General features: G+C 50.4%; 20 protein-coding genes and 1 riboswitch. All 20 genes read right to left on the reverse strand.

Annotation, left to right across the window (positions count from 1 at the left end; genetic code table 11):
- Positions 1-3: 3 nt before the first annotated feature.
- The 20 genes from HMPREF9473_RS25310 to HMPREF9473_RS25405 all read right to left on the reverse strand — a co-directional run bounded on the left by HMPREF9473_RS25310 (position 4) and on the right by HMPREF9473_RS25405 (position 21,268).
- Positions 4-873, reverse strand: a complete 870-nt coding sequence (locus tag HMPREF9473_RS25310) for a carbohydrate ABC transporter permease (protein ID WP_034860190.1) — start codon at positions 871-873, stop codon at positions 4-6.
- A gap of 34 nt (positions 874-907) precedes the next feature.
- A complete protein-coding gene (locus HMPREF9473_RS25315) occupies positions 908-2,221 on the reverse strand; it encodes an ABC transporter substrate-binding protein (RefSeq protein WP_006783079.1) in 1,314 nt (437 codons plus the stop codon).
- A 43-nt stretch (positions 2,222-2,264) separates the two neighbouring features.
- Positions 2,265-3,509, reverse strand: a complete 1,245-nt coding sequence (locus tag HMPREF9473_RS25320; protein WP_006783080.1) for an AGE family epimerase/isomerase — start codon at positions 3,507-3,509, stop codon at positions 2,265-2,267.
- 43 nt (positions 3,510-3,552) lie between these two features.
- Entirely contained in the window at positions 3,553-4,650 is a 1,098-nt protein-coding gene (locus tag HMPREF9473_RS25325; protein ID WP_006783081.1) for an aminotransferase class V-fold PLP-dependent enzyme, read from the reverse strand.
- A 13-nt stretch (positions 4,651-4,663) separates the two neighbouring features.
- A complete protein-coding gene (locus HMPREF9473_RS25330; RefSeq protein ID WP_006783082.1) occupies positions 4,664-5,452 on the reverse strand; it encodes an SDR family NAD(P)-dependent oxidoreductase in 789 nt (262 codons plus the stop codon).
- 52 nt (positions 5,453-5,504) lie between these two features.
- A complete protein-coding gene (locus tag HMPREF9473_RS25335) occupies positions 5,505-6,539 on the reverse strand; it encodes a LacI family DNA-binding transcriptional regulator (protein ID WP_006783083.1) in 1,035 nt (344 codons plus the stop codon).
- A 344-nt stretch (positions 6,540-6,883) separates the two neighbouring features.
- Complete coding sequence (locus HMPREF9473_RS25340) at positions 6,884-8,236, reverse strand: sodium-dependent transporter (RefSeq protein ID WP_006783084.1); 1,353 nt, start codon at positions 8,234-8,236, stop codon at positions 6,884-6,886.
- A gap of 111 nt (positions 8,237-8,347) precedes the next feature.
- Positions 8,348-8,674: an energy-coupling factor ABC transporter substrate-binding protein gene (locus tag HMPREF9473_RS25345; protein WP_006783085.1), complete on the reverse strand. Its 327-nt coding sequence runs from the start codon at positions 8,672-8,674 to the stop codon at positions 8,348-8,350.
- Position 8,675: 1 nt separating this feature from the next.
- Positions 8,676-9,425 carry an energy-coupling factor ABC transporter permease gene (locus HMPREF9473_RS25350; RefSeq protein ID WP_006783086.1) on the reverse strand — a complete coding sequence of 250 codons (750 nt, stop codon included), beginning with the start codon at positions 9,423-9,425 and terminating at the stop codon, positions 8,676-8,678.
- Positions 9,426-9,471: 46 nt separating this feature from the next.
- A complete protein-coding gene (locus tag HMPREF9473_RS25355) occupies positions 9,472-10,287 on the reverse strand; it encodes an energy-coupling factor ABC transporter ATP-binding protein (RefSeq protein WP_006783087.1) in 816 nt (271 codons plus the stop codon).
- Between the two features lie 25 nt (positions 10,288-10,312).
- Positions 10,313-11,098, reverse strand: coding sequence for a cobalt ECF transporter T component CbiQ (gene cbiQ / locus HMPREF9473_RS25360; RefSeq protein WP_006783088.1), 786 nt, complete (start codon positions 11,096-11,098; stop codon positions 10,313-10,315).
- A gap of 144 nt (positions 11,099-11,242) precedes the next feature.
- A riboswitch (cobalamin riboswitch) is annotated at positions 11,243-11,462 on the reverse strand.
- A 72-nt stretch (positions 11,463-11,534) separates the two neighbouring features.
- A complete protein-coding gene (locus HMPREF9473_RS25365; RefSeq protein ID WP_006783089.1) occupies positions 11,535-13,133 on the reverse strand; it encodes a DUF3298 and DUF4163 domain-containing protein in 1,599 nt (532 codons plus the stop codon).
- A 45-nt stretch (positions 13,134-13,178) separates the two neighbouring features.
- Entirely contained in the window at positions 13,179-13,997 is an 819-nt protein-coding gene (gene larE, locus HMPREF9473_RS25370; RefSeq protein WP_006783090.1) for an ATP-dependent sacrificial sulfur transferase LarE, read from the reverse strand.
- Positions 13,998-14,032: 35 nt separating this feature from the next.
- Complete coding sequence (gene larC, locus HMPREF9473_RS25375) at positions 14,033-15,409, reverse strand: nickel pincer cofactor biosynthesis protein LarC (protein WP_034860211.1); 1,377 nt, start codon at positions 15,407-15,409, stop codon at positions 14,033-14,035.
- A gap of 2 nt (positions 15,410-15,411) precedes the next feature.
- Positions 15,412-16,155: a nickel pincer cofactor biosynthesis protein LarB gene (larB, locus tag HMPREF9473_RS25380; RefSeq protein WP_006783092.1), complete on the reverse strand. Its 744-nt coding sequence runs from the start codon at positions 16,153-16,155 to the stop codon at positions 15,412-15,414.
- 2 nt (positions 16,156-16,157) lie between these two features.
- Positions 16,158-16,769 (reverse strand): ABC transporter ATP-binding protein, encoded by a 612-nt coding sequence (locus HMPREF9473_RS25385; protein ID WP_006783093.1) that lies wholly within the window; start codon positions 16,767-16,769, stop codon positions 16,158-16,160.
- 75 nt (positions 16,770-16,844) lie between these two features.
- Positions 16,845-17,774 carry an ATP-binding cassette domain-containing protein gene (locus tag HMPREF9473_RS25390; RefSeq protein WP_006783095.1) on the reverse strand — a complete coding sequence of 310 codons (930 nt, stop codon included), beginning with the start codon at positions 17,772-17,774 and terminating at the stop codon, positions 16,845-16,847.
- Positions 17,775-17,786: 12 nt separating this feature from the next.
- Positions 17,787-18,620, reverse strand: a complete 834-nt coding sequence (locus tag HMPREF9473_RS25395; RefSeq protein WP_006783096.1) for an ABC transporter permease — start codon at positions 18,618-18,620, stop codon at positions 17,787-17,789.
- A complete protein-coding gene (locus HMPREF9473_RS25400; protein WP_006783097.1) occupies positions 18,617-19,627 on the reverse strand; it encodes an ABC transporter permease in 1,011 nt (336 codons plus the stop codon). Before HMPREF9473_RS25400 ends, HMPREF9473_RS25395 begins: the two co-directional genes overlap by 4 nt.
- Positions 19,628-19,630: 3 nt before the next feature.
- Positions 19,631-21,268: an ABC transporter substrate-binding protein gene (locus HMPREF9473_RS25405; protein WP_006783098.1), complete on the reverse strand. Its 1,638-nt coding sequence runs from the start codon at positions 21,266-21,268 to the stop codon at positions 19,631-19,633.
- Positions 21,269-21,419 lie beyond the last annotated feature (151 nt).

The following is a 21,419-nucleotide window of genomic DNA, read 5'->3' on the forward strand; positions in this document are numbered from 1 at the left end:
GTCTCAATCCTCCTTTATCACAAATTTCACATACAAAATTGCAAATACCATGGTAATCAACAGCTGCATCACCGCACTGGCCGAGGCGGAATTCAGATTCAGCACCTTAAACTGATTGTAGACAAGCAGGGAGAGTGTCCCCGTGTTCTGTCCTCCGCTGGTCATGATCCATATCAGAGAAAACTCATTAATTGCCCAGACAAGCAGCATCAGAATACAGATAAAGCTGATGTCCTTTAACAGCGGCATTGTGATATAAAACAGTTTCTGCAGCCAGCTGGCGCCGTCAAGATTGGCGCTCTCATACAAATCCGTGGGCAGCTGGGAAATGCCGGCCGTCATCATCAGCATGACGTAAGGCGCGCAGGCCCAGATTTGCACGATAATGACGGACATCATGGCATATTTCGGACTTGTCAGCCACGGTATGGCCTCCTTGATGACCCCCAGACTTAACAGCAGATGGTTCGCCATCCCCCCGTCTGTCGCAAACAGCCACTTCCACGCCGTCGCCTTCACCACGCCCGGAATAATCCAGGCGATAAAGATAAGGCTTCTGAAGAATCCCTTTGCCACGATGCCCTTATAATTTATCATCATGGCAAAGGTACATCCGATGAGGAAAGAGGCGGCAACCGTCCAGAACGTCCATTTCACCGTGTTGAAGATTGTCTGGGAAAACAGAGGATTCTTAAACAGGCGGATGTAATTGGTCAGCCCGGCAAACCCTCCTTTTCCCATGGCGTTTGTGTTAAAACTCATGGAGATAATGTAAAATAATGGATACAGGATGAGCAGGGCCGTCACAAGGACTCCCGGCAGAATAAAAGGGATTGCCTTCTTCTCATCTCTGGTTAAGTGAACATGTCTCATATCTGCATTTCCTCTCGTATGGGTAACGCTGCTGTTAATATGCCAGCAGGGCATCGACATCCTTTGCCATTCCTTCACAGGCTTCATCAACTGTCATATTGCCTGCCACGGCGCCCTGAATATAGTTATAGATAATCGGTTCCATTTCCGCCCATCTGGAATAAGTCGGCTCCGGTTTGGAGTTGTCAAGCTGGTCCGCAAACGGTTTTAAATACTCGCTTGAGAACTGCTCATACTCCATCGCCGTCTTGCTGGCCGGGAAGGAATCTGTCAGGCGTGCCTGGTTCTCCGGGTTTGTGATATAGGCCAGGAACTGGGCCGCTTCCTCTTTATGTTTGCTGTTGGCCGCCATCGCCACGCACCAGCCGTTGGCTGTCGTCACGCCCATGCCGCCGTCGCCTGGAATCACGGCTGTCTTGAAGTTCAGTTCCGGATAATCCGTCTTTAACGTATCCACATCAAACGGTCCGGTAAAGTTGAATGCCAGCTGTCCCTGTCCAAACAGCTCTCTCATCTTCGTGTTGTCATACTCGGAGCTGCTCTTTGACGCATACCCCTGCTGAATGGAATCCACGATATTGCCCAATGCCTTCTTCCCGGCATCGCTGTTCAGCAGACATTTCTCACCACTCTCATCCATCACATCGCCGCCGTAGGTATATACCTGCTGCACCAGTCTGGTCACCGCGTTGGCCTGATTGCCCAGCGGCCATGCGAAGGCGTATTTTCCGTCCACCGCAAGTTTTTCACTCATTGCCACCATCTCATCCCATGTCTCCGGGAAGGAATCATAACCGGCCGCCGCCAGCATGTCCACGTTGTAGTAAATTCCAGAGCCGTCATAGCGGAATGGAACTCCGTAAGCCTTTCCATTGGTAGAAACAATATCCAAAGCCGGTTTTAAAATGTCTCCGAAATCAACTCCCGCATTGCCCCCCAGCTCGTCCAGCGGTTCCAGCAGCTCCTTGTCCGCAAATGGCACCACGTCTGTCAGCAGAATGGTAAACAGTTCCGGTGCATTCCCCGCGCTGATAGCGGTTGTAATCTTGCTCTTATAGGTATCCCAGTCCGTGATAACCAGCTCCACCTTGATATCCGGGTGCTCCGCCTCAAACTCGGCCACCATCTCCCGGCTTTCCGGCTCATCCCAGTTGGGAGACCACCACTGAATCGTCACTGCGTCCTTATTGCTCTCCGCCCCTTTTGTCTCCTTTGATTCTCCTGCCTGCGTCTCCCCTGCCGGCGCATCCGGCGCGCTCTGCTTGCTGCCACAGCCTGTCATCATAGACATCCCCATCGCCAGTGCCAGTGCCAACGCTGCCCCTTTTTTCATCTGATTTCTTTTCATGTGCTTCCTCCTTTTTGTGCTTATAAAACCTTTTCAGGTATTGTTACCCTTCGTTATCGCCTGCCAGATACCAGTCAAGCAGTGTCACTGTCTGCATCAGACAGCGCGGTATGTGATAGGCCCCCTTCAAAGCAAATCCCTTTTTATCACACAGGACAGAGCCGTCCCGGTGTAACACCGCGTACCATTCCCCGTAATCCCTGTCCCGGAAATATTGTTCGACATAACCGTATAACTTTTTAAAATAGGTAAAATGGCGCTCGTTTTCATTTAAAATGCTGCTCATCAGCAATGCAAATAAGGCTTCCGCCTGCACCCACCAGATTTTATCGTCCCATCCCACCGGGATTCCGTGGTAATCCGTGGATAAAAACTCCTTCTCCGGACAGCTTCGCTCCACGTCCACGTGCTGTACAAAACCGCCATAGGTCTCGTCATAGCAGCGCGCAATCACCCAGTCCATCACATGGCCGGCCCGCTCTATCCAGACTGGCTCGTGAAATTCCAGACCGGCCCGCATACAGAACCACAGGGATTCCATGGTATGCCCCGCATCGACGATTCTCCCCGCCCCCTCGAGACATGGCGTTCCATCACTCCTGATATTCTCGAAGGGCGCCTCATACTTATCATTTGCAAACTCATATAAAGATTTATGGACGCAGGTCCTGATGATATCCTCATAGGCATTGCCAAAGAGGGGCCTGCTCTCCAGAGCAACGATCAAATTCATGAAATTGACCGCATGCTTCTGCCATCCGTCGGCAATTCCCTCGCCCCGCATCACATCCTGCTCTTTCACATGACAGAATAGCTCATCGCTCAAGATCTTCGCAAACATCATCTCCTTCTCATCTTCTGTCTTCGATGCCGCTCTGATATATTCATAAAGCCCCTTCACCGCAAAATGGTCCGTAAAGATAGAAGTTGTCCCGGCAATCACCTTACCGTCTCTGTCAAGTTCCTGGTTAAACCGTCCATCCCCCGCATAAAACGAGGTGTCCATATAGTCCCGGCCCGCCTGCGCAATCTCCAGCCACTCTTTTCTCGGTTCCATATGGTTGTACAGCGCGGAAAACGTGTACAGATTCCGGCCCACAAACCACCCCTGTTTTGTGGTGTCATACAGCTGTCCTTCTCTGTCAAAACAGTTGTAGTAACCGCCACATTCCCTGTCCACCACTCTTTTTTCCCAGAACGGAATCACATCATCAAGAAGCTGGGCGCGGACTTCATCCCGTATCTGCTCCAATTCCCGCTTATGCTGACTGTAAAATTCTGTCTTCATCGGAAGCTCCTTTCTTGTAAACGTTTACATTTTTGGAAAAAATTTACAGATATAATTTTAATGCCTCCATAACCCTTATGACCTCTTCCCCGTTCAGGTTGAGCGGACTTATGTAAACCGCATTGTTCTCTTTTTCCAGCCCGATATAGATGTGCTCGTCCCGCATTTTTTGTACTACCATAGCCGCATCGGCATCCTGTTTCAGATAAAGAAATAGTCTGGGGTAGTACTGTCCCACCGGTCCGTGAGGTATGATCTCTGAGCGGAGAAGGGAATCACAGTCCCGCACATGCTCCTCTATCTTCTGATTGACATTCATCAGTTCCGCAAACCGCTGTTCATCATCCACCGCCAGAAAATTATTCAACGCCGTATACAATCCGGCCATGGCTTCCCTGGATGTTTTGCTGGCTCTGCAGATTCCGTGGGCAGGTGCCCCAAACCGCTTGCAGTCCTCAATCCACTCCCGTTTTCCCAGAATCAAACCGCTGTCCTGGGGACCGCAGAGCGTCTTTCCACCGCTGAAAATCACCATATCCGCCCCCATCGACGTATATTTCCACAGGTTCTCCGTCGGAGGAAGCTGGGCCGCCGCGTCAACCACCACAGGAATGTTGTGCTTGCGGGCTATCGCTATCGTGTCCTCTAAAGACATGGACCCCCTCTGATACAGCGTGGATGCGAAATAAAAGATGGCCGCTGTTTTCTCATTTATCCTGCCTTCCAGTTCGAATTCCAGCGTCTCGTCCGCATCCCCAATTTCCACAATCTTTGCGCCGCTGGAGATAAGCGCTGCATCGTATGCATTTCGCTGGGCGCGCATCACGATGATTTCGTTGACGGTCTCCGATGTGTCGGGCAGTCTGCTGTATAAGTAGGCGCTTCCCCTGGCCATGCACACACAGGCCGCCAGCAGCAATCCGCCGGACGCTCCGTTTGTAAAAAATGCCCCTTCATTGTGAGTCAGCTCGGCTGTCTTTCTCCCCAGCATTTCCTGCATTTGGGAAAAATCTACAAAATGCCGGGAAACCTCCTCCATGGCCTTTAATGTATTCTCCGCCATGCGGCTGCCGCCGTAAACGGTGTACGTATCATGGGCATTGATATATTCCGTTATCCCATGCTCCTCAAAAAAGTTCATCTTCTCTTCCCCTCTAATGTGCTTTAATGCTGGCTCCCCCATCTACCATGATAATCTGGCCGGTCACATAGGACGACATGTCGCTTGCAAGATATAGCGCCGCGTCTGAGATGTCCTCCATCTTCCCCGGAGCCAATGGCTGCATGTGGTTCAGCATTTCCATAAATGCGTCCCTCTCCGGGCCTTCCTGGTAGCCGTAAACCTCGTCCATCATATTGTCACTCATAATCAGTCCTGGGCAGATGGTATTCACCCGGATGCCATAATCCGCATAGTCCAGCGCCATGGCTCTGGCTGTGGCGTTCATGGCTCCTTTGGTACCGGCGTACACTCCGAATCCCGGCATAGTCGCCACGCTGTGAATGGACGAAATATTGATGATGATTCCATATCTTCTCTCCATCATACCCGGAATGAATCTGCGGGAAAACCTGAGGCCGCTCTTATAATTAGTCTCCAGCATCCGTTCCAGCAGTTCATCACTGCACTCATCTATCCGCCCGTGAACATTGATTCCGACGGTATTGACGAGAATATCCACTCCCTGCATATCCTCAAGCACCTGGCCGGCCGTCTGCTCCACCTGCTCCTTGGAGGACAGTTCCACCACATAACCTTTGCTTTCCGGTGAATACACCCGGATTTCCTCCATGGTCTTCGCCAGAGACTCCGGGTTTCTTCCCCCAACTCCAACCTGAGCCCCCTGCTGTGCAAACAACAGGGCAATGTCCTTTCCAATGCCTCGCGCGCCGGTTGTGATAAACACACGTTTCCCTTCCAGCAACCGATTGTAATCCTTCATGGTCTCCTCCCTTTTTATGTTAACCTTATGTGCTACCCCTTTTGTGTAAACCTTATCGATATTCCCCTACGGTTTCTTTCTCTATGATTCTGGTCTTATACGTCTTTCTCACCGCCTGCCCCGGGTCCGCCTGGTTCAGACGCTCGCTTAACAGACGGATGCTGTCCATTCCGATGGTATATAGCGGCTGCTCCACCGAGGTGATGGCCGGCCCTCTGTAAAAGTCAGGCAGTATCCTCTGGTTATCGAATCCCATCACCGAGATATCCTCCGGTACCCGAAAGCCCATATCCATAGCCGCCCTGACCGCATAGCTGGCGATGGCATCATCGGAGCAGAACACGGCACTCGGAGGCGTCGGCAGCTCCAGCAGCGCCTTCATCCTGTCATAACCGCTTTTATAATCCGTAGAAGTATACTGAATGTAGCCGTCCAGCACCTCCAGCCTGGCTTCCTGCATGGACTGAATGTAGCCGTTAAACCGGTCCATGGTAACCATCTTGTTGGGATTTCCACAGATATGTGCAATTCTCCTGTGTCCCTTTTGAATGAGATAGCGGATGGCCTCTCTGGCTCCGTCCAGATTGTCAATCAGCAGTTTATTGCAGGTAATCGATGGTGTGTCATTCTCAATCATCACATACTCCATCTTTGAGTTTTCATGGAGATACTTGATAACGCTTTCGTCACTGAGATAGGAGCCGTACAGGACAACCGCGTCCACCACGCCGTTGGACAGATACTTTACATAGGTCTCCTTACTCTTCACATCGCCGCCCAGGACGCTGCAGAAAATGACGGAATAGCTTGTCTGCTGGGCTCCCATCTCAAAACCCTTGATTAAATCATAGAAGAATGGGTCGTGCAGGTTGTTGACGATAATGCCGATTGCATTGGTTCTCTGGGTCACCAGCGCCCTGGCCGCGTGGTTGGGACTGTATCCCAGCTTTTCAATCGCGTCCATTACCCGCTGCTGCATGGCCGGTTTTACGCCGTCCAGATGATTGATCACTCTGGATACGGTTGCCAGAGACACATCCGCCTCCCTGGCTACATCTTTGATACTGGCTTTCTTTTGTTTGTCCATCTGATATCTCACTCTCACTTTTGATATGTAAACGTTTTGATAACCAAATTTCGGGGAAATGTTTTTATTTTATTGCATGAATGATATTTTACTGGTGTATTTTTTATTTTAATTGTGCATAATTCTTATTTATATTTTGTAAACGTTTTCTTTTTTGTTTATTATAGTCCACTTTTGTACAATATGTCAATAGTGTTTTATATTTTTCTTTATTCTTTTGCATATTGTACAGTCTTTCTTATTCATGAACACAAAAAAGCTGTTGCAAACGTGATTATTCTCTACGCCTGCAACAGCTCCAGGTATCTCCCATATCATATGTCTATTATTATATAATTACATGATCATCCAATTCCGCCATATACCAGGCCAAGGATAAATACAATAATTGCCAGCGGTACATACACATACTTCGCCAGCGGTCCGAAATACTTCCCAAGCGGCTTGTCCCGTCCTAATTCCAGTTCTTTCTTAATCTCATCAAACCCAAGAATATAGTATATGGACACCGCTCCCAGCACTGCCCCGAACGGCACCACGATAATGGTGATAAAGTCCATCCAGGACCCAACCTTCGGCTCCGCTTCCAGGAAAATGCCTACCAGCAGCGCCATGCCTCCGCACAGAGCCACCGCTTTCTTTCTCGTAAGCTGAAACCGGGTCTGCCAGGACTCGCTCACGGCCTCAAACATATTAATCAGGCTTGTAATTCCCGCAAAGATAACCGACAGGAAGAACAGCACCGCAAACAGCCGCCCCATAGGCATCTGCTTAAAGATATTCGGCAGTGTGATAAACATTAACGGCGGTCCTGCATTGGGTTTAATCCCAAAGGCAAACACCGCTGGCATAATCACCAATGCCGACAACATGGCCGCCATGGTGTCAAAAAATGCGGTGCGAATCGATGCCTTCGGAATGTCCTCCGATTTACTCAGATACGTCCCATACACAATCATCCCCGAACCGGTAATCGACAGCGAGAAAAACGCCTGTCCCATAGCCATAACCCAGGTGTCCACTTTCAGCAGCGCTTCCCATTTCGGTACAAAGAGAAACTTATACCCATCCACTGCCCCCGGCAAAAATGCTACCCGGACAGCCAGAATCGCAAACAGGATAAAGAACGAAGGCATCAACACCTTGTTCACCTTCTCAATCCCTTTTGTCGCTCCAAACATCAGCAGCCCGCATGCAATCAGAATCACGATCACATGCCACGGAACACTTCCAAAATTCCCTGTAGCCCTGCCAAAATACTCCGCCGCGTCGGCCGTCAGAATTTCCCCTGTCAGGGAGCCTGCAAAGGAACGCACTACCCAGCCCACGATAATGGCGTAGCCAATCGCGATTCCCAGCGAGCCAATCAGCGGTATCCATCCCAGAACATATCCCAGCTTGCCCAGATTTCTTGATTTCCAGCAGTACTCATATGCTCCAAGTGTACCTGTCTTCGCCCGTCTGCCTATGGCAAACTCCGCCGACAGTCCCACCAGTCCAAACAACACAACAAACAAGATATATGGCACTAGAAAAGCCGCGCCTCCATACTGCCCCACACGGTACGGGAACATCCAGATATTTCCCATGCCTACTGCCGAGCCTACACAGGCCAGCACAAATCCAATACTGGTATGAAATCCCCCGTTCTGATGCCCAGCTCCCTGCTGCACATCACTCTTCTTCAGATTCCCCATGACTTCCCCTTTACTTTAAGATTTTAACGCGTCTGCGCCTTTCTATATTAACCGATTAACGCATATAAGTCAAACCATTGGGAATCGAAAGATAATATTTTTATGTCCGTCCTACGCGGTCATCTTGTTCTCTCTGTCCGTCCATTTTTTCCGTTCTACAAGACGTCCCATGCAGAACGCCAGAATTCCAACACCGATACCGGTCTGTACACAGAACAGTAAACTCTCAATCTCTCCCGGCAGTTCCCCATTAATCAGTATCTCCAAAACCGGAGTAAACCACGGCTCATACTCCCCGGCAATTTCTTCCACCATCACACTGCCCGCGTCGTCAGAACCGCCAAACTCCGCACCCTTCAATGCCAGAAACGGCCCTACAATCAAAAGTAATACAATCACCAGCAATCCTGCTATCAGCTTTTTATTCTTTCCACTCATCTTACGCCGCCTCCTTCATAAATCCAATCGCCTTCAGTTCCGGTTTTGCATAAGTCTCCAGAGCAATCACAATAATGACGGTCAAAATCCCTTCAATAATCGCCAGCGGAAGTTGGGTCGGCGCGAAGACTCCCAGGAACTTCACTGCCGACGCCCCGATTCCGCCTTCCGCGGACGGATAGGCAATGGCAAGCTGCAGACTGGTCACACAGTAGGTGAAGATATCCCCCAGAAATGCCGCCAGGAATACGGAGAATGTTCTGTTTACATTTCCCTTCTTACAGATCCGGTAAATCAGGTAAGACAACAGCGGCCCCGCAATCGCCATGGAAAATGTATTCGCCCCCAGCGTGGTAATCCCGCCATGAGCCAGCAGCAGCGCCTGGAAAAGAAGCACAATTATGCCAAGTATGGAAACCGCCGTCGGCCCAAATAAGATAGCGCCAAGCCCGGTTCCAGTCATATGGGAACAACTGCCTGTCACTGAAGGAATTTTCAGGGAAGAAATCACGAAGATAAATGCTCCGGCCATGGCAAGCAACGTGATATTCCTTCTGTCTTCCTCCAGAGATTTTTTAATAGAGCGAATCCCCAGCGCAAGGAATGGAATACAAATGACTCCCCACGCCACACAGTAAACCGGGGACAGATACCCCTCCATAATATGCATTCCAAATGCAGCCGGAACGGCGGCAGTCAGGAACACAAATGTCATCAGTGACACCCATGCCAGTTTCTTTTTTCTTGTCATACTCATCATCCTCTTTTCTTCTAAAATTTCATCTTCGTTTTCCAAATTACAGCATTGCCTTCAATTCTTCCGGCGTCCGGGGAGCAAAACCGCTCTCGACAATTCCCTTCTCCTTCAAAAAGTCTGTTATTTTCATCATCATTGGCAGTCTTAAATTCGCCCGGATTAACACGTCCTCTCTTGAAAATATATTTTCCGGAACGTCATCGGCAATGATCCGCCCTTCGTCAAACACCAATATCCTGTCGGCAAACCGGTAGGCAAAATCCACATCATGAGTGGACACAACCAGAGTTTTCCCCGCCTCTGTCAATCCCTCCAATACCTGTTCCAACATCTGCTGGTTTTGAGGGTCCAGGGCTGTCGTCGGCTCGTCAAACAGAATCAGTTCCGGCTCCATAGCCATAATATCCGCGATACTGACCCGTTTTTTCTGCCCGCCGCTTAAATTATGGGGCGCCCGCTCCGCCAGCTCCATCAGGTCCATGGCCTCCATGGCATGCTCTGTCCGCCGCCGAACCTCATTTTTATCCAGCTTCAGATTCATCGGCCCGAAGGACACCTCCGCCGTCACCGTTGGGGCGATAATCTGTTGGTCCGCATCCTGAAACACAAAACCCACGTGCTGGCGAAGCAGATTTTTCTCTTTTTTTCCAATCTCCTTGTCTCTGTACCAGATCGTACCGCTATCCGGTGTCAGCACACCATTGAGATTCAGAAAAAATGTGGACTTCCCGGAGCCATTGGAGCCGATTACCGCAACCTTTTCCCCGGTATAAAATGTCGTTGATACATGGTCCAGCACCGGTACATTTTCTTCATAGGAATAGCAGATCTGTTCCGTCCAAAGCAGCTTTTCCATAATTTCTCTCCCTTCCATCCCTCAATCAGCCTGTCAGATGGCCTCCCATCAACATCGAAAAAATCATTTTCACCAGCGGCAGGCTGACGGCATATGCTGCCAGGCATAACACCTGCCACGCCTTTACTACCTTCTCTTCCTCCCAAAACAGCAGTTCCCCGTCATATCCTCTGGACAGCATGGCATCATAATACCGGGATGCCTTCCTCATGGATACCAGCAAGAGACTGCTCATGGAATTTCCAAAGGTCCGGCAGGAAGTCCTAAAATCGCAGTATCCCAGCCGGGACTCCGCCGCCTGGCGCATGGTATGCTGCGCCTCCACCAGCAGGAATATATAACGGTAAATCAATATCATCAGCTCCGTCACAACTTTTGGAACATGCAGTTGTCTCAACACTGCTGCAATCTCATGAACCGGGGTAGACAGGACAAGGCCGTACAGGACACTGACCGCCCCCAGTGTCCGCAACGCCACATGACAAGCTTCCGTCACGGATTCCCGGCTCAGATACAGTCTTAAACCGCCTTCCAACCCAATTTCGACCGCAATGGCGGCGCACCCCAGCAGAATAAACAACAACGGTATCTTTAGAAGCTCCAGATAATCCCAAACCGGCACCCGGCATCCCAAAACAGCAATCAGTCCCCCAGTAAACACCATCCAGCAGGATACCGCCGGGTCCGATATCCCAATCCCCATAACCAGCACCAGCATTGCCGTTCCGGCTTTCAGAGCCGGATTCCAGCTTCTGAACGGTGAACGATATGCATAATCATCAATTGTGTAAACATGGTCCCGTTTTTTCACACCCGCCTCCAAACTCACTTAAAATTAACAAAAAAATACCTGTTCAAACGTATATCATCATCATACGTCAAACAGGCACACGAAAAAAACGGCAGTTTTTATCTCAAAACTGCTGCTATGCACCGATTATACTCCGTAATCAATGAATATCTCCGGTAAAAGGCAGGTCTTCTGACTCAGGTATCCTCACCCTGTCCACCTTCCCACATCAGTTTACATAAAACTCCATGCAGTGGTATCATAAGACAGGATTCCTCCATTACAGCGGCGGGACCGTATGAGACTCTCACTCATTTCCCTATTATCCTGACACTGCCGGCTTTACCAGCCGGACAGTTCAGGCACCGTTTTACCTCTATTCAATTTTCAGATATTATATACCAGTTTCCAGGTGAATACAACCGTTTTATCTGGCACACTTCCCATTCACACGGTCTTATCCTGCAAATATAATGCCATCAAAGCAGTCATCTATACTCGTTCCATCTATCTCCTGTGGCCAATCTCTCTTCACGTACACACGGTATATGGTTTCGTCCCCGGATTTTAAGTCCACCCAGGTCTCACCATCCGTAGCAAATAGTTTCACCACCGTTCCAGCAGGAATTACACATGCCTCATCCATGTTCTTCCCTGAAAATGCCGGAACATCCAGCTTAGCCGTGAGTTCACGGGTTTCCGACATATGATAAGTTTCCTCAAGCACCTCCGGCATTCCATCGGCTCCGACACGGTAAGTTCTCTCCGCGTTGTAAGTGGAAAGTAAATCCAACCTGCTGGAGAGACGGAAACACTCCACATCGACCGGAACCTGTTCATAAAAACTTCCATATTCAAAATATCCTTTATATACCGGGTCTGCCTGATTCAAATCAACCACATGTAAAATCCGATAATCGTTATCACTCTTTGATTCCAAGTAAAGGAACTGCTGTCCGTTTTCCTTTTGTATCAGATAGGAAGCGGAACATCCATACTCTACATCTACGCTCACTTCAGAATCATCCAGATAAATATGTACCGTGTTGTTATACGTTTCGTTTTCTAACACATTTTCCAGCCTTAACGCTTTTCTCATTCCACCCACATTTACATAAGTTGTCTCATATGCCGCAACCGGAATCACCCGGTTTTCATTTGCAAACAGGCGTTCCGCAAACATTTCCTCATTTCCATTATAAGGGAGCTTCACCGACAAACTTCCGGCTGCATAAGGGGCGATATCATATTGCATGAAATACACCGTGATTCCATCCGGCTCCACCGACCAGGTCAGTTTTGGCTGATAACCGTCCTTCTCCTGCTCAAACACCTCATCCTTCACAGTCTCCTCGTAGCCTTCGAAAAACATTTCCTTTTCATATGTTTCATTTAACGTCTGAAGAATTTTCTCATACAATGCATTCCGATCCGAAATCACATCGTCCAAAGACAGTTCCTGACCCGTAGCCACGTTGTAATTATAGCAGGATATTCCATAACCGCCATGCGCCCCGCCTGTATAAGAATAGAGACCGGTCCGAATGCTGAGGACATCTTCATCTGCCCGCATAATCATAACATCCGCGTCCTCTTCATAGGGAAGCGTGCCACCATATTCGCGCAGTTCTTTTGCCCCTTCTTCATCTTCTTTTATTGACTGCTCTACCATGTTTTTTATCTCTTTATTCCAGGAGTTTATCAGTGCAGTCATTTGCTCATTTTTGTTATCACCCAGTTCAATCTGTGGATACTGGCCGCTGACAAGGATGAAACCGTCATCTGCTGAAATTGTCCGGTACTCTGTTTTTATCACGGGAAAAATCGGCTCTGTCTGCTGCTGTTTTTCGTCTCCGGCGGGTGAAGTACTTTCTGCCGTTTCTGTCTCCGTATCAGATGTTACATCCACTTCCGCCGTGGTTTCTGCCTCTATTTTAGCAGACGTCTCTTCCGGCAAAGCTGGCGTTGCCGCTTTTTTGCTGCTTGAACATGCAGTCAATGCATATACGGATGTTATCATAAGCGCAGTTATGATTATCATTTTTTTCTTCATCATGTTCCCCCTCCTTTTCTCCCAGTATATCTCATTCCCTTGGTTATATCAATGATCTTGGTTTGAGACATGAACGTCCATACTGCCAGACCGGAATCCTTCCAGGTCCAGTGTGATATAGAGGAATCCCAGGTTTTTCAGATACGTGATAACCTGCTGGCGTTTCTCAAGAACTTCAGGCATAGCTGGCGCATCCATCTCGATTCTGACGATATCTCCGCGGAGACGAAGACGGATATTGCCGGAAAATGTTTCTCTCAAGTATGCTTCTCCCTGGGCGATTCGTTCCAGAGTTTCATAATTGATTTCTGTGTTGTAGGGCAGTCTCGTGGCCATACAGGGGGTGGATGGACGGGAGGCCACGGAGATTCCATACTCTGCCGCCAGAGATTTCACTTCTGCCTTGGTGATGTGCAGCTCCGCCAGGGGACTGATAATTCCCAGCTCTTTCAGGGCTTTTATGCCTGGGCGGTAGACGTGCATATCGTCCTCATTGGTTCCGTCGATGATGGTGCGAATCCCCTTTGTACCGGCAAAATCTTTTAGACTTTGAAATAGATGACGTTTGCATAAATAGCAGCGGTTCACCGGATTATTTCGAATCTCCTCCTGCTCAAGTTCATCCACGGATATCACTTTGTGGATTCCTCCAAGCTCTTCGGCAACCTTCATGGCTATCTCTAAGTCACAGGACGGATGGAGTCTGCTGTCAAATGTGACGGCATATACGTTTCTGCCGGTTTTGGCCGCTGCATCTGCCGCCACTTTCAGCAGGAGACTGGAGTCTACCCCGCCTGAAAATGCAAGGCAGATATCTTCTTTCGCCAATTCCGCCATGGTCTGCTCCAGTGCTTTGCGTTTATCCATGATATGGTTCCTCCGCGGCATATCGTTCTTTTTGTTTATCCATGATACAGCTCCTCCGCGGCGTGTCTGGCCTCGTGGTAAACCGTCTGGAAATCAAAGTGGTTCTCCCTGCATCGTTTCTGTACACTTTCATATTCAGGGTAATAGTAACGGGCTCCCTTATGTTCACATACCTTTACTTCCACGGGACCATAAGCGGTTTCCACCGTTTTTTTCTCTCTGGAAAGTACCGTTCTGGTGACAGGGTAATGACGGATTCCGATGGTTGTAGTGTGGGTGATAATGATATCCTCCAGTTTTTCCATATCCGCTTCCCGGCAGAGAACGGACATCTGGTAAGCAGGGCGGTTCTTTTTCATGTAAATGGGCGTATACCAGACATCTGCTGCCCCGGCTTCCAGAAGAAGTTCCATGGCAAAGCCAAGCATCTCGCCGCTGCAGTCATCAATGTTGGTCTCCATAACGTACATGCCTGATTGTTCCGTTTCTTCGGATTCGGTCTCCAGAAGCATGGCCCTCAGGACGTTGGCCTGTTTATATACACGGTTTCCGGCTCCCATGCCGGTCTTGACCAGCTGGCAGGATTCCGGCAGATTCTCTTTTGTCCGCAGTGCTGCTGCGATGGCAGCGCCTGTTGGGGTTACCATCTCGCCGTCGTTGTCTGTCAGATGAAGTTTTAAACCGTATGCCGACGCAATGTTGGCGGTAGCCGGCACCGGCACCGGAAGTATGCCATGCTGGCAGTGTACGTGTCCACGGCCCTCCGACAGTGGCGATACTACAATATCATCCACACCAAGGTTGTCCACCAGAACCGCAACACTGATGATATCTACAATCGAGTCAATGGCTCCTACCTCATGAAAATGCACCTGGTCCAGCGGGAGTCCATGAGCCTTTGATTCTGCTTCCGCTACTATCAGGAACATTTTTTTTGCAAGAGTTTTTACGTGGTCATTGGATTCCAAGCGGTCAATGATTTCGTATATATCGTTAATATTTCTGTGGATGTGAGGATGAGCGTGGTCATGGCCTTCTTCATGTCCGTGCTCATGCCCGTGGTCGTGGTCTTCTTCATGTCCGTGCTCATGACTGTGGTCGTGACCTTCTTCATGTCCATGTTCATGCCCGTGGTCGTGGCCTTCTTCATGTCCATGCTCATGTCCGTGGTCGTGGCCTTCTTCATGTCCATGCTCATGCTCGTGACCATCTTCCTCCAAATGAACATCAAAGTCATACGCATCCAGTCCACAGACTACCTTCCGTCCAAAATGCAGATGATACCCATCCACTCCCAGACTTCCCAGCGCCCGCTCCAGCACGTTTCTGTCAGCGCCCAAATCCAGCAGCGCTCCTACTGTCATATCTCCGCTAATTCCGGAACTACATTCCAAATACAATACTTTTCCCATAATCATTTCACCGCCAATCGATTTATTTGTGTCGCCAGATATCCGGCGCCATATCCGTTATCTATATTTACAACCGAAATCCCGTTAGCACAGGAATTCAACATAGTCAGCAATGCGGACAAACCATGAAAACTGGCCCCATATCCCACCGAGGTCGGCACCGCCACCACCGGGCAGTCCACCAGTCCGGCCACTACCGTCCCCAGCGCGCCTTCCATCCCGGCCACCGCCACGATACAGTTTGCCTTCATCAGCCGTTCTCTCTGCGAGAGCAGCCGGTGAATCCCCGCCACACCCACATCAAAAATCCGATCCACCGTACATCCAAAATACTCCGCCGTCTGCGCGGCTTCCTCCGCCACCGGAATATCCGCCGTCCCCCCGGTACAGACAGCCACCAGACCGGTTCTCATTTTCCCCTCTTTTTCCACCTTCAATATCCGGGAAATCGGGTCATACGTCACTTCCGGAACCAGCTTTCTCACCAGCTCATACTGCTCCCCGGACGCCCTGGTCCCCAGCACTTCCCCGTCTCTGTCATAGAATTTCTTGTATATTTCCGCCAGATAATCATCCGGTTTCCCCTGGCAGAACACCGTCTCCCCAAACCCGGAACGAAGTTTGCGGTGATGGTCCAGCTTTGCATACCCAAGGTCCTCATACGGAAGGTCCTTAAACAGCTTCTCCGCATCCTCAACATCCAAATCCCCTGCACGCACCTGCTCCAAAAGCGCTCTCACATCCATTGTCAGCTCTCCTCTCTCAAATCCTGTATTCTCGTACACACCCGCTTTAACAATTCCTCCGAATGGCTTACCACCAGAAGCCCAATCTCACGCTTCCTGGTCTCCTCCATCAGAAAATTCCATATCTGGCTCTGGGTAATCAAATCCAGCATCGTGCTGATTTCATCCGCCAGCAAAAACCGGGTCCGCTCCCCCAGCGCCCTGGCAATGCAGAACCGCTGCAGCTCTCCTCCCGAGAGTTCTCCCGGATACCGGTCCAGCCAGTCCTTTTCAATCCCAAGACTGTCTATCATTCTCTGCTCCAGCCTGTCGCCTTCCTTCAGAACCTCTCTCATCTTAAGCTTCGGATTCACAGACAGCTCCGGATGCTGCCACACCATCTGTACCGGACAGTATCCCTTGAACGAAGACAGCGGAACTCCATCTATATAAACATCCCCTTCATCCGGCTTCACATATCCGGCCAGTATCTTACAGCAGGTAGTCTTCCCGAACCCACTGGGAGCCGTCAGCCCCAGGCGTTCCCCGCTATCCAGAGTAAGATTCAAATGGTTTAAGATGTTTCGATTCCCATTATCATATTGAAATGAAAGATTTTTCGCTTCCAGTCTCATGATTTCCTCCATCTGTTCCTAACTCATTCATCTCACTGCCATGCAGTTCTATCCTTGCACACTCTTCTATCAATCTCACGTAGCCCTCCGACATCTCACCATACCACCTCTCAAACTTCGATATTCCACATCCTTCAGACATTCCGCCTCACACAGTTCACACCTCGGCCCATAGGGGCACCCTTCCGGCATATTCTTACTGAACGGCTGCGTACCGGCCACCGGCTTAAATCCATGCTGCGGCATCGCCTGATACAGCGCCTTCGTATACGGATGCCTGAGACAATCCAAATCCTCAAAATCGTCCCTCCCAGCCTCCTCCACATTGGTCCCTGCATAGAACACCACAATTCTGTCCGCCGTCTCCAGCGCCAATTCCAAATCATGGGTTATCAGGAGAACTCCCGCTCCCTCATCCGCAATCTCCCGGAAATGGGACATCACCCGCTTCGCCGCCTCAATATGAAGTCCCGGCGTCGGCTCATCCGCAATCACCAGCTTTGGTTTCTCCATCACCGCCGTGGATATCAGAACTCTTCTTATCATACCACCGGAGAGCTCAAATGGATACAGATTTTCCGTTTCCTCTCCCAGTCCATAACGTCCCAGCACCTCCCGGCACCGTTTCCTGCTCGTTTCATCACGTTTCCCGCCACACACCTGCGCCCCCGCCTTCATAAGCGGGTCCAGATAGGACACACTCTGGGGAACCAGAACAATCTCGTGCCCCCGCAGCGCCTTCAATCTCTTTTGTGTAAGACTCTCCCCACAGTAAGCAATCTCCCCGCCCCAGGAAGCATTATACGGCAGGATTCCCATCACAGCGTGGGCCAGCAGACTCTTTCCCGAACCGCTGGAACCCACAACCGCCACCATTTCCCCCTCATGAACCGTCACACTCAAATCCCGGATGGCCGCAAAGCTCACCTGCCGGAAGCCCCGCTCATACTGGGTAAATGACACCGTCAAATGTTCCACCGACAACACTGTTTTTCTCTCATCCATCTCCTACTCCTCCTACCGGTGCGCCTGTTTCGGGTCAATCAGCCTGCTTAAGTTATCGCCCAGCACATGAAACATCAGCACCACCAGCACCAGCAAAAGCCCCGGAAACAGCGCCAGCCACCATCTTCCCATCGCCAGATATTTCATACTCTCCGAGAGAATCACCCCGATAGCCGGCTGCTCCGGCGAAAGTCCAAATCCCAGAAATGTAATGCTGGCCTCATGCAGGATCGCATGGGGAAACAGCAGTATCAATCCCACCAGCAGCTGCGGAATCAAATGGGGCGTCATATGCTTCATGGCAATCTGAAACCGCCCCATTCCCAGCTTTTCCGCCACCTTTATGTACTGGCTCTCCTTCAACTGAAGCACCTCTCCACGCATCAGCCTGGCCAGCGATGTCCAGTGAGTCAGGGAAATGCCAACGACAACGCCCCAGAATCCTTTTCCCACTGCAAAAGAAATCAGCACCAACAGTAAAATATGGGGAATCCCCATAACCAAATCAATCAGGCCGCTTATCGCCCCATCGACAAACCGTCCCATGGATGCCGCCGCGATTCCCATCAAAAAAGCTACCACCGAACTGACTGCCGCTGTCAAAAGCCCCAGCCGAATACTCAGCGAAAGGCCGGTCAGCGTTCTCACAAACATGTCTCTCCCCATCCAGTCCGTACCAAACGGGTACCGCAGACAGGGCGTCAGATTCTTTCTGGAGAAATCCGTCACCATGGCCTGTTCCTCCAGCAATCCTCCGGCTATTGTAATCCCAGCCAGAATAATCGCAGAAACTATCATCAGGCATACCATGGATTGGCGCCTGTTTCCTACACGCAATCCCTTCATACCCGTTTCCTCCCTCTGCGAATTCTGGGGTCCAGTACTCCGTACAGCAGGTTCGCCGTAAGGTTACCGGCAAATACAATCGCCGCGCTGATAACCGTAATTCCCAGCAGCAGCGGCACATCACCGCCCAGCCCCGCCGTCACCGCCGCCTGTCCCAGACCCGGATAGGAAAATACCTGCTCCACCAGCACGGAACCGCCAAATATCTCACTGACAGACGCAAACTGCAGTGTCATGGCCGGAAGAATGATATTCCGGATACCGTGCCGCCACACAATACTCCCCGTAGACTCCCCTCTGGCCCTTGCAAACAGGACATAATCACTCTCCATCACCTCAATCATCTTTTCCCTGGTGTGCATGGCAATGTTGGATATCCCCGTAATCGACAGCGTGACCGCCGGCAAAATAGCATGGACAATCCTGTCCCCAACCGTGACGCCGGACGCCTCCACGCCGATAGGCACACTGAGACCGATGGGCAGAAGTTTCAGCCATACGGCAAATACCATCAGAAGCACCAGCGCCAGCCAGAAGGCCGGTGTACTGGCCGTGATAAGCGCATAGGCAGATATGACTTTATCCGTCATTCTGCCTTTTTTTACACCTGCTGCAATTCCAAGCCCCAGCCCCACAACGCCGGACAGTATCCACGCTGATGCCATCAGCCACAGCGAATTCATCAGCTTCACACCGATGACATGGGAGACCGGCTGGCGGTACAGCAGGGAGACACCCATGTCTCCCCGTATAAAATCCCCCGCCCAGGACAGGAACCGTTTCGTGGCTGGAACGCCGACTCCCCAGTATTCCCGCAGTTTCTGTATTTGCTCGCTGCTCATGCTCCCCAGCGCCGCCTGTCCCACGTTGGTCTGAAGCGGGTCAAGCGGAGACATTTCCACAAGGAAAAATGCCGCCATGCTCACCAGCGCCAGAAGGACCGCCATTCGTATGAAGTTTTTAGCGATAAACCATGCCATTTCTGTGCGATGCGCCTTATTTTTCATGTTTTAATTCCAGCTCCACTCATCTACATTATTTACAATAGACCATCCGTGACCGTGGGGATGAAGTTTCTGCTCCGCCACCTTTAAGTTGTTTCTTGACCAGTACAGATGGTCGATATTGACCAGCCAAATCCATGGGATATCTCCATCCTGCGTGATACCGGTTGTCCCGTCCCACTGGGCTTTCTGCCAAAGCTCATAGGATTCTTCCAAATCACTGCTTGCGAGTGCCTCATCCATGTACCGGTCCACGGTAGAATTGGCATAGGGAGAATACTCCGCAAGGCCGGTTCCCTCCATGGAATGGTAAATGTTGTAGAGCTCCATAGGAGTATGCGCCCCCCATCCCCACATCAGCGGTTCTGACTGCGCTCTGTCGTAGGCTTCGTCCCAGCCAACGCCCTCTGTCTTCACATCTATCCCGATTTTCTTCAGCTGGTTGGAAGTGTCTGCGGCAAGCGCCTGTCGGACAGAATCGCTGGCCGGATACATCAGAGTCATCTCCGCCCGTTTTCCATCCTTCTCCCGGATGCCGTCCGCTCCGGATACCCATCCAGCTTCCTCCAAAAGCGCGGCGGCCTGTTCCGGATTGTAATCTGTTTTGGCAATGCTGTTATACCACGGCATTTTGTCGCAGACGCTGTATGCTGGACTTCCATAGCCATTTAATACGTTTTCTATCATCTCATCTCTGTTGATGGCGATGTTGATGGCCCTCCTTACAAGAACATCGGAGGTAAAATCATTTCCAATCATCATACCTGCATTCTCTGAGGCAGCGGTGGCCGGAAGATTGAATCCACGGTTATCCACCGTCTCAAAGGACAGCAGCTCGAATCCATCCACAACCTGGTCCGAATAGGAGGCCGCCGTGTAAGCCAAATCCACCTGTCCGGACTGAACCGCCGCGAACGCCGCGTCCTCATCCATGAACAAAATTGTCACCTTTTTCATCTTCGGCGCCTCCCCATAATAATCCGGGTTGGCCTCAAAGATCACCTGCTGCCCCTTATCCCACTGTTTCAGCAGATACCGGCCGGAGCCGATGGGATGTTCCCCATAATCAGGTCCATAAGCATGCTCCGGCACAATCCCGGCAATCGCCATGGTATACGGCCAGATAGAATACGGACGGTTCATCTGAAACTCTACCGTCGTGTCATCAAGGGCTTTCGCTTCCTTCAGCATTGTGAAATCATTAACAGAACTGGTATCCCGCAGTGTGTTGTAGGTAAATGCCACATCCTCCGCCGTCAGCTTCTCCCCGTCGGAAAATGACACGTCATCCCGGATTTTCACCGTCCATGTCAGTCCATCATCCGTAACTGACATATCGGTAGCCAAATCATAATCAATCTTTAAGTCCGGTGTGGTCACCGTCAATGTGCTCTGAATCAACGGCTCATGCACATGCTCGCCTGCGCCCCAGCCATAAGCAGGGTCAAATCCGGCCTCCGGCTCCGAGGTCGGCCCCATCACCACGATGACGTCCTCCCGGTTCCCGGCACTGACACCTGTGGTTTCCTGCAAATTTTCATCCGCAGTTGTCTTGTTCGTTCCATTCCCATTGTTTCCACAGCCGGCAGCGAGCATCGCCACGGCCACTATCATCGCCGCATATCCCAATTTTCTCTTTTTCATCGTTTCGTAGTTCCCTTTCTGTTTTGCCCACTATTCTGTTTTGAATTTCTGCCATAAAAAATACCAGAAATATAATATGTGCATTCCTTGAGAATACAAATTACCTTCCTGGTATAATTCGTTCTATATGATTTTCACTGATATTTTTATT

Source organism: Hungatella hathewayi WAL-18680, assembly GCF_000235505.1.
GTDB classification, from domain to species: domain Bacteria; phylum Bacillota; class Clostridia; order Lachnospirales; family Lachnospiraceae; genus Hungatella_A; species Hungatella_A hathewayi_A.

Coding starts and splice junctions, on each gene's coding strand:
- HMPREF9473_RS25350 (WP_006783086.1), bottom strand. CDS start 9,425: ATGACAAGAAAAAAGAAACTGGCATGGGTGTCACTGATGACATTTGTG.
- HMPREF9473_RS25315 (WP_006783079.1), bottom strand. CDS start 2,221: ATGAAAAGAAATCAGATGAAAAAAGGGGCAGCGTTGGCACTGGCACTG.
- larE (WP_006783090.1), bottom strand. CDS start 13,997: ATGGATAAACGCAAAGCACTGGAGCAGACCATGGCGGAATTGGCGAAA.
- HMPREF9473_RS25405 (WP_006783098.1), bottom strand. CDS start 21,268: ATGAAAAAGAGAAAATTGGGATATGCGGCGATGATAGTGGCCGTGGCG.
- HMPREF9473_RS25320 (WP_006783080.1), bottom strand. CDS start 3,509: ATGAAGACAGAATTTTACAGTCAGCATAAGCGGGAATTGGAGCAGATA.
- larC (WP_034860211.1), bottom strand. CDS start 15,409: ATGGGAAAAGTATTGTATTTGGAATGTAGTTCCGGAATTAGCGGAGAT.
- HMPREF9473_RS25345 (WP_006783085.1), bottom strand. CDS start 8,674: ATGAGTGGAAAGAATAAAAAGCTGATAGCAGGATTGCTGGTGATTGTA.
- HMPREF9473_RS25400 (WP_006783097.1), bottom strand. CDS start 19,627: ATGAAAAATAAGGCGCATCGCACAGAAATGGCATGGTTTATCGCTAAA.
- HMPREF9473_RS25365 (WP_006783089.1), bottom strand. CDS start 13,133: ATGATGAAGAAAAAAATGATAATCATAACTGCGCTTATGATAACATCC.
- larB (WP_006783092.1), bottom strand. CDS start 16,155: ATGGATGTGAGAGCGCTTTTGGAGCAGGTGCGTGCAGGGGATTTGGAT.
- HMPREF9473_RS25385 (WP_006783093.1), bottom strand. CDS start 16,769: ATGAGACTGGAAGCGAAAAATCTTTCATTTCAATATGATAATGGGAAT.
- HMPREF9473_RS25355 (WP_006783087.1), bottom strand. CDS start 10,287: ATGGAAAAGCTGCTTTGGACGGAACAGATCTGCTATTCCTATGAAGAA.
- HMPREF9473_RS25335 (WP_006783083.1), bottom strand. CDS start 6,539: ATGGACAAACAAAAGAAAGCCAGTATCAAAGATGTAGCCAGGGAGGCG.
- HMPREF9473_RS25325 (WP_006783081.1), bottom strand. CDS start 4,650: ATGAACTTTTTTGAGGAGCATGGGATAACGGAATATATCAATGCCCAT.
- HMPREF9473_RS25390 (WP_006783095.1), bottom strand. CDS start 17,774: ATGGATGAGAGAAAAACAGTGTTGTCGGTGGAACATTTGACGGTGTCA.
- HMPREF9473_RS25340 (WP_006783084.1), bottom strand. CDS start 8,236: ATGGGGAATCTGAAGAAGAGTGATGTGCAGCAGGGAGCTGGGCATCAG.
- HMPREF9473_RS25310 (WP_034860190.1), bottom strand. CDS start 873: ATGAGACATGTTCACTTAACCAGAGATGAGAAGAAGGCAATCCCTTTT.
- HMPREF9473_RS25330 (WP_006783082.1), bottom strand. CDS start 5,452: ATGAAGGATTACAATCGGTTGCTGGAAGGGAAACGTGTGTTTATCACA.
- HMPREF9473_RS25395 (WP_006783096.1), bottom strand. CDS start 18,620: ATGAAGGGATTGCGTGTAGGAAACAGGCGCCAATCCATGGTATGCCTG.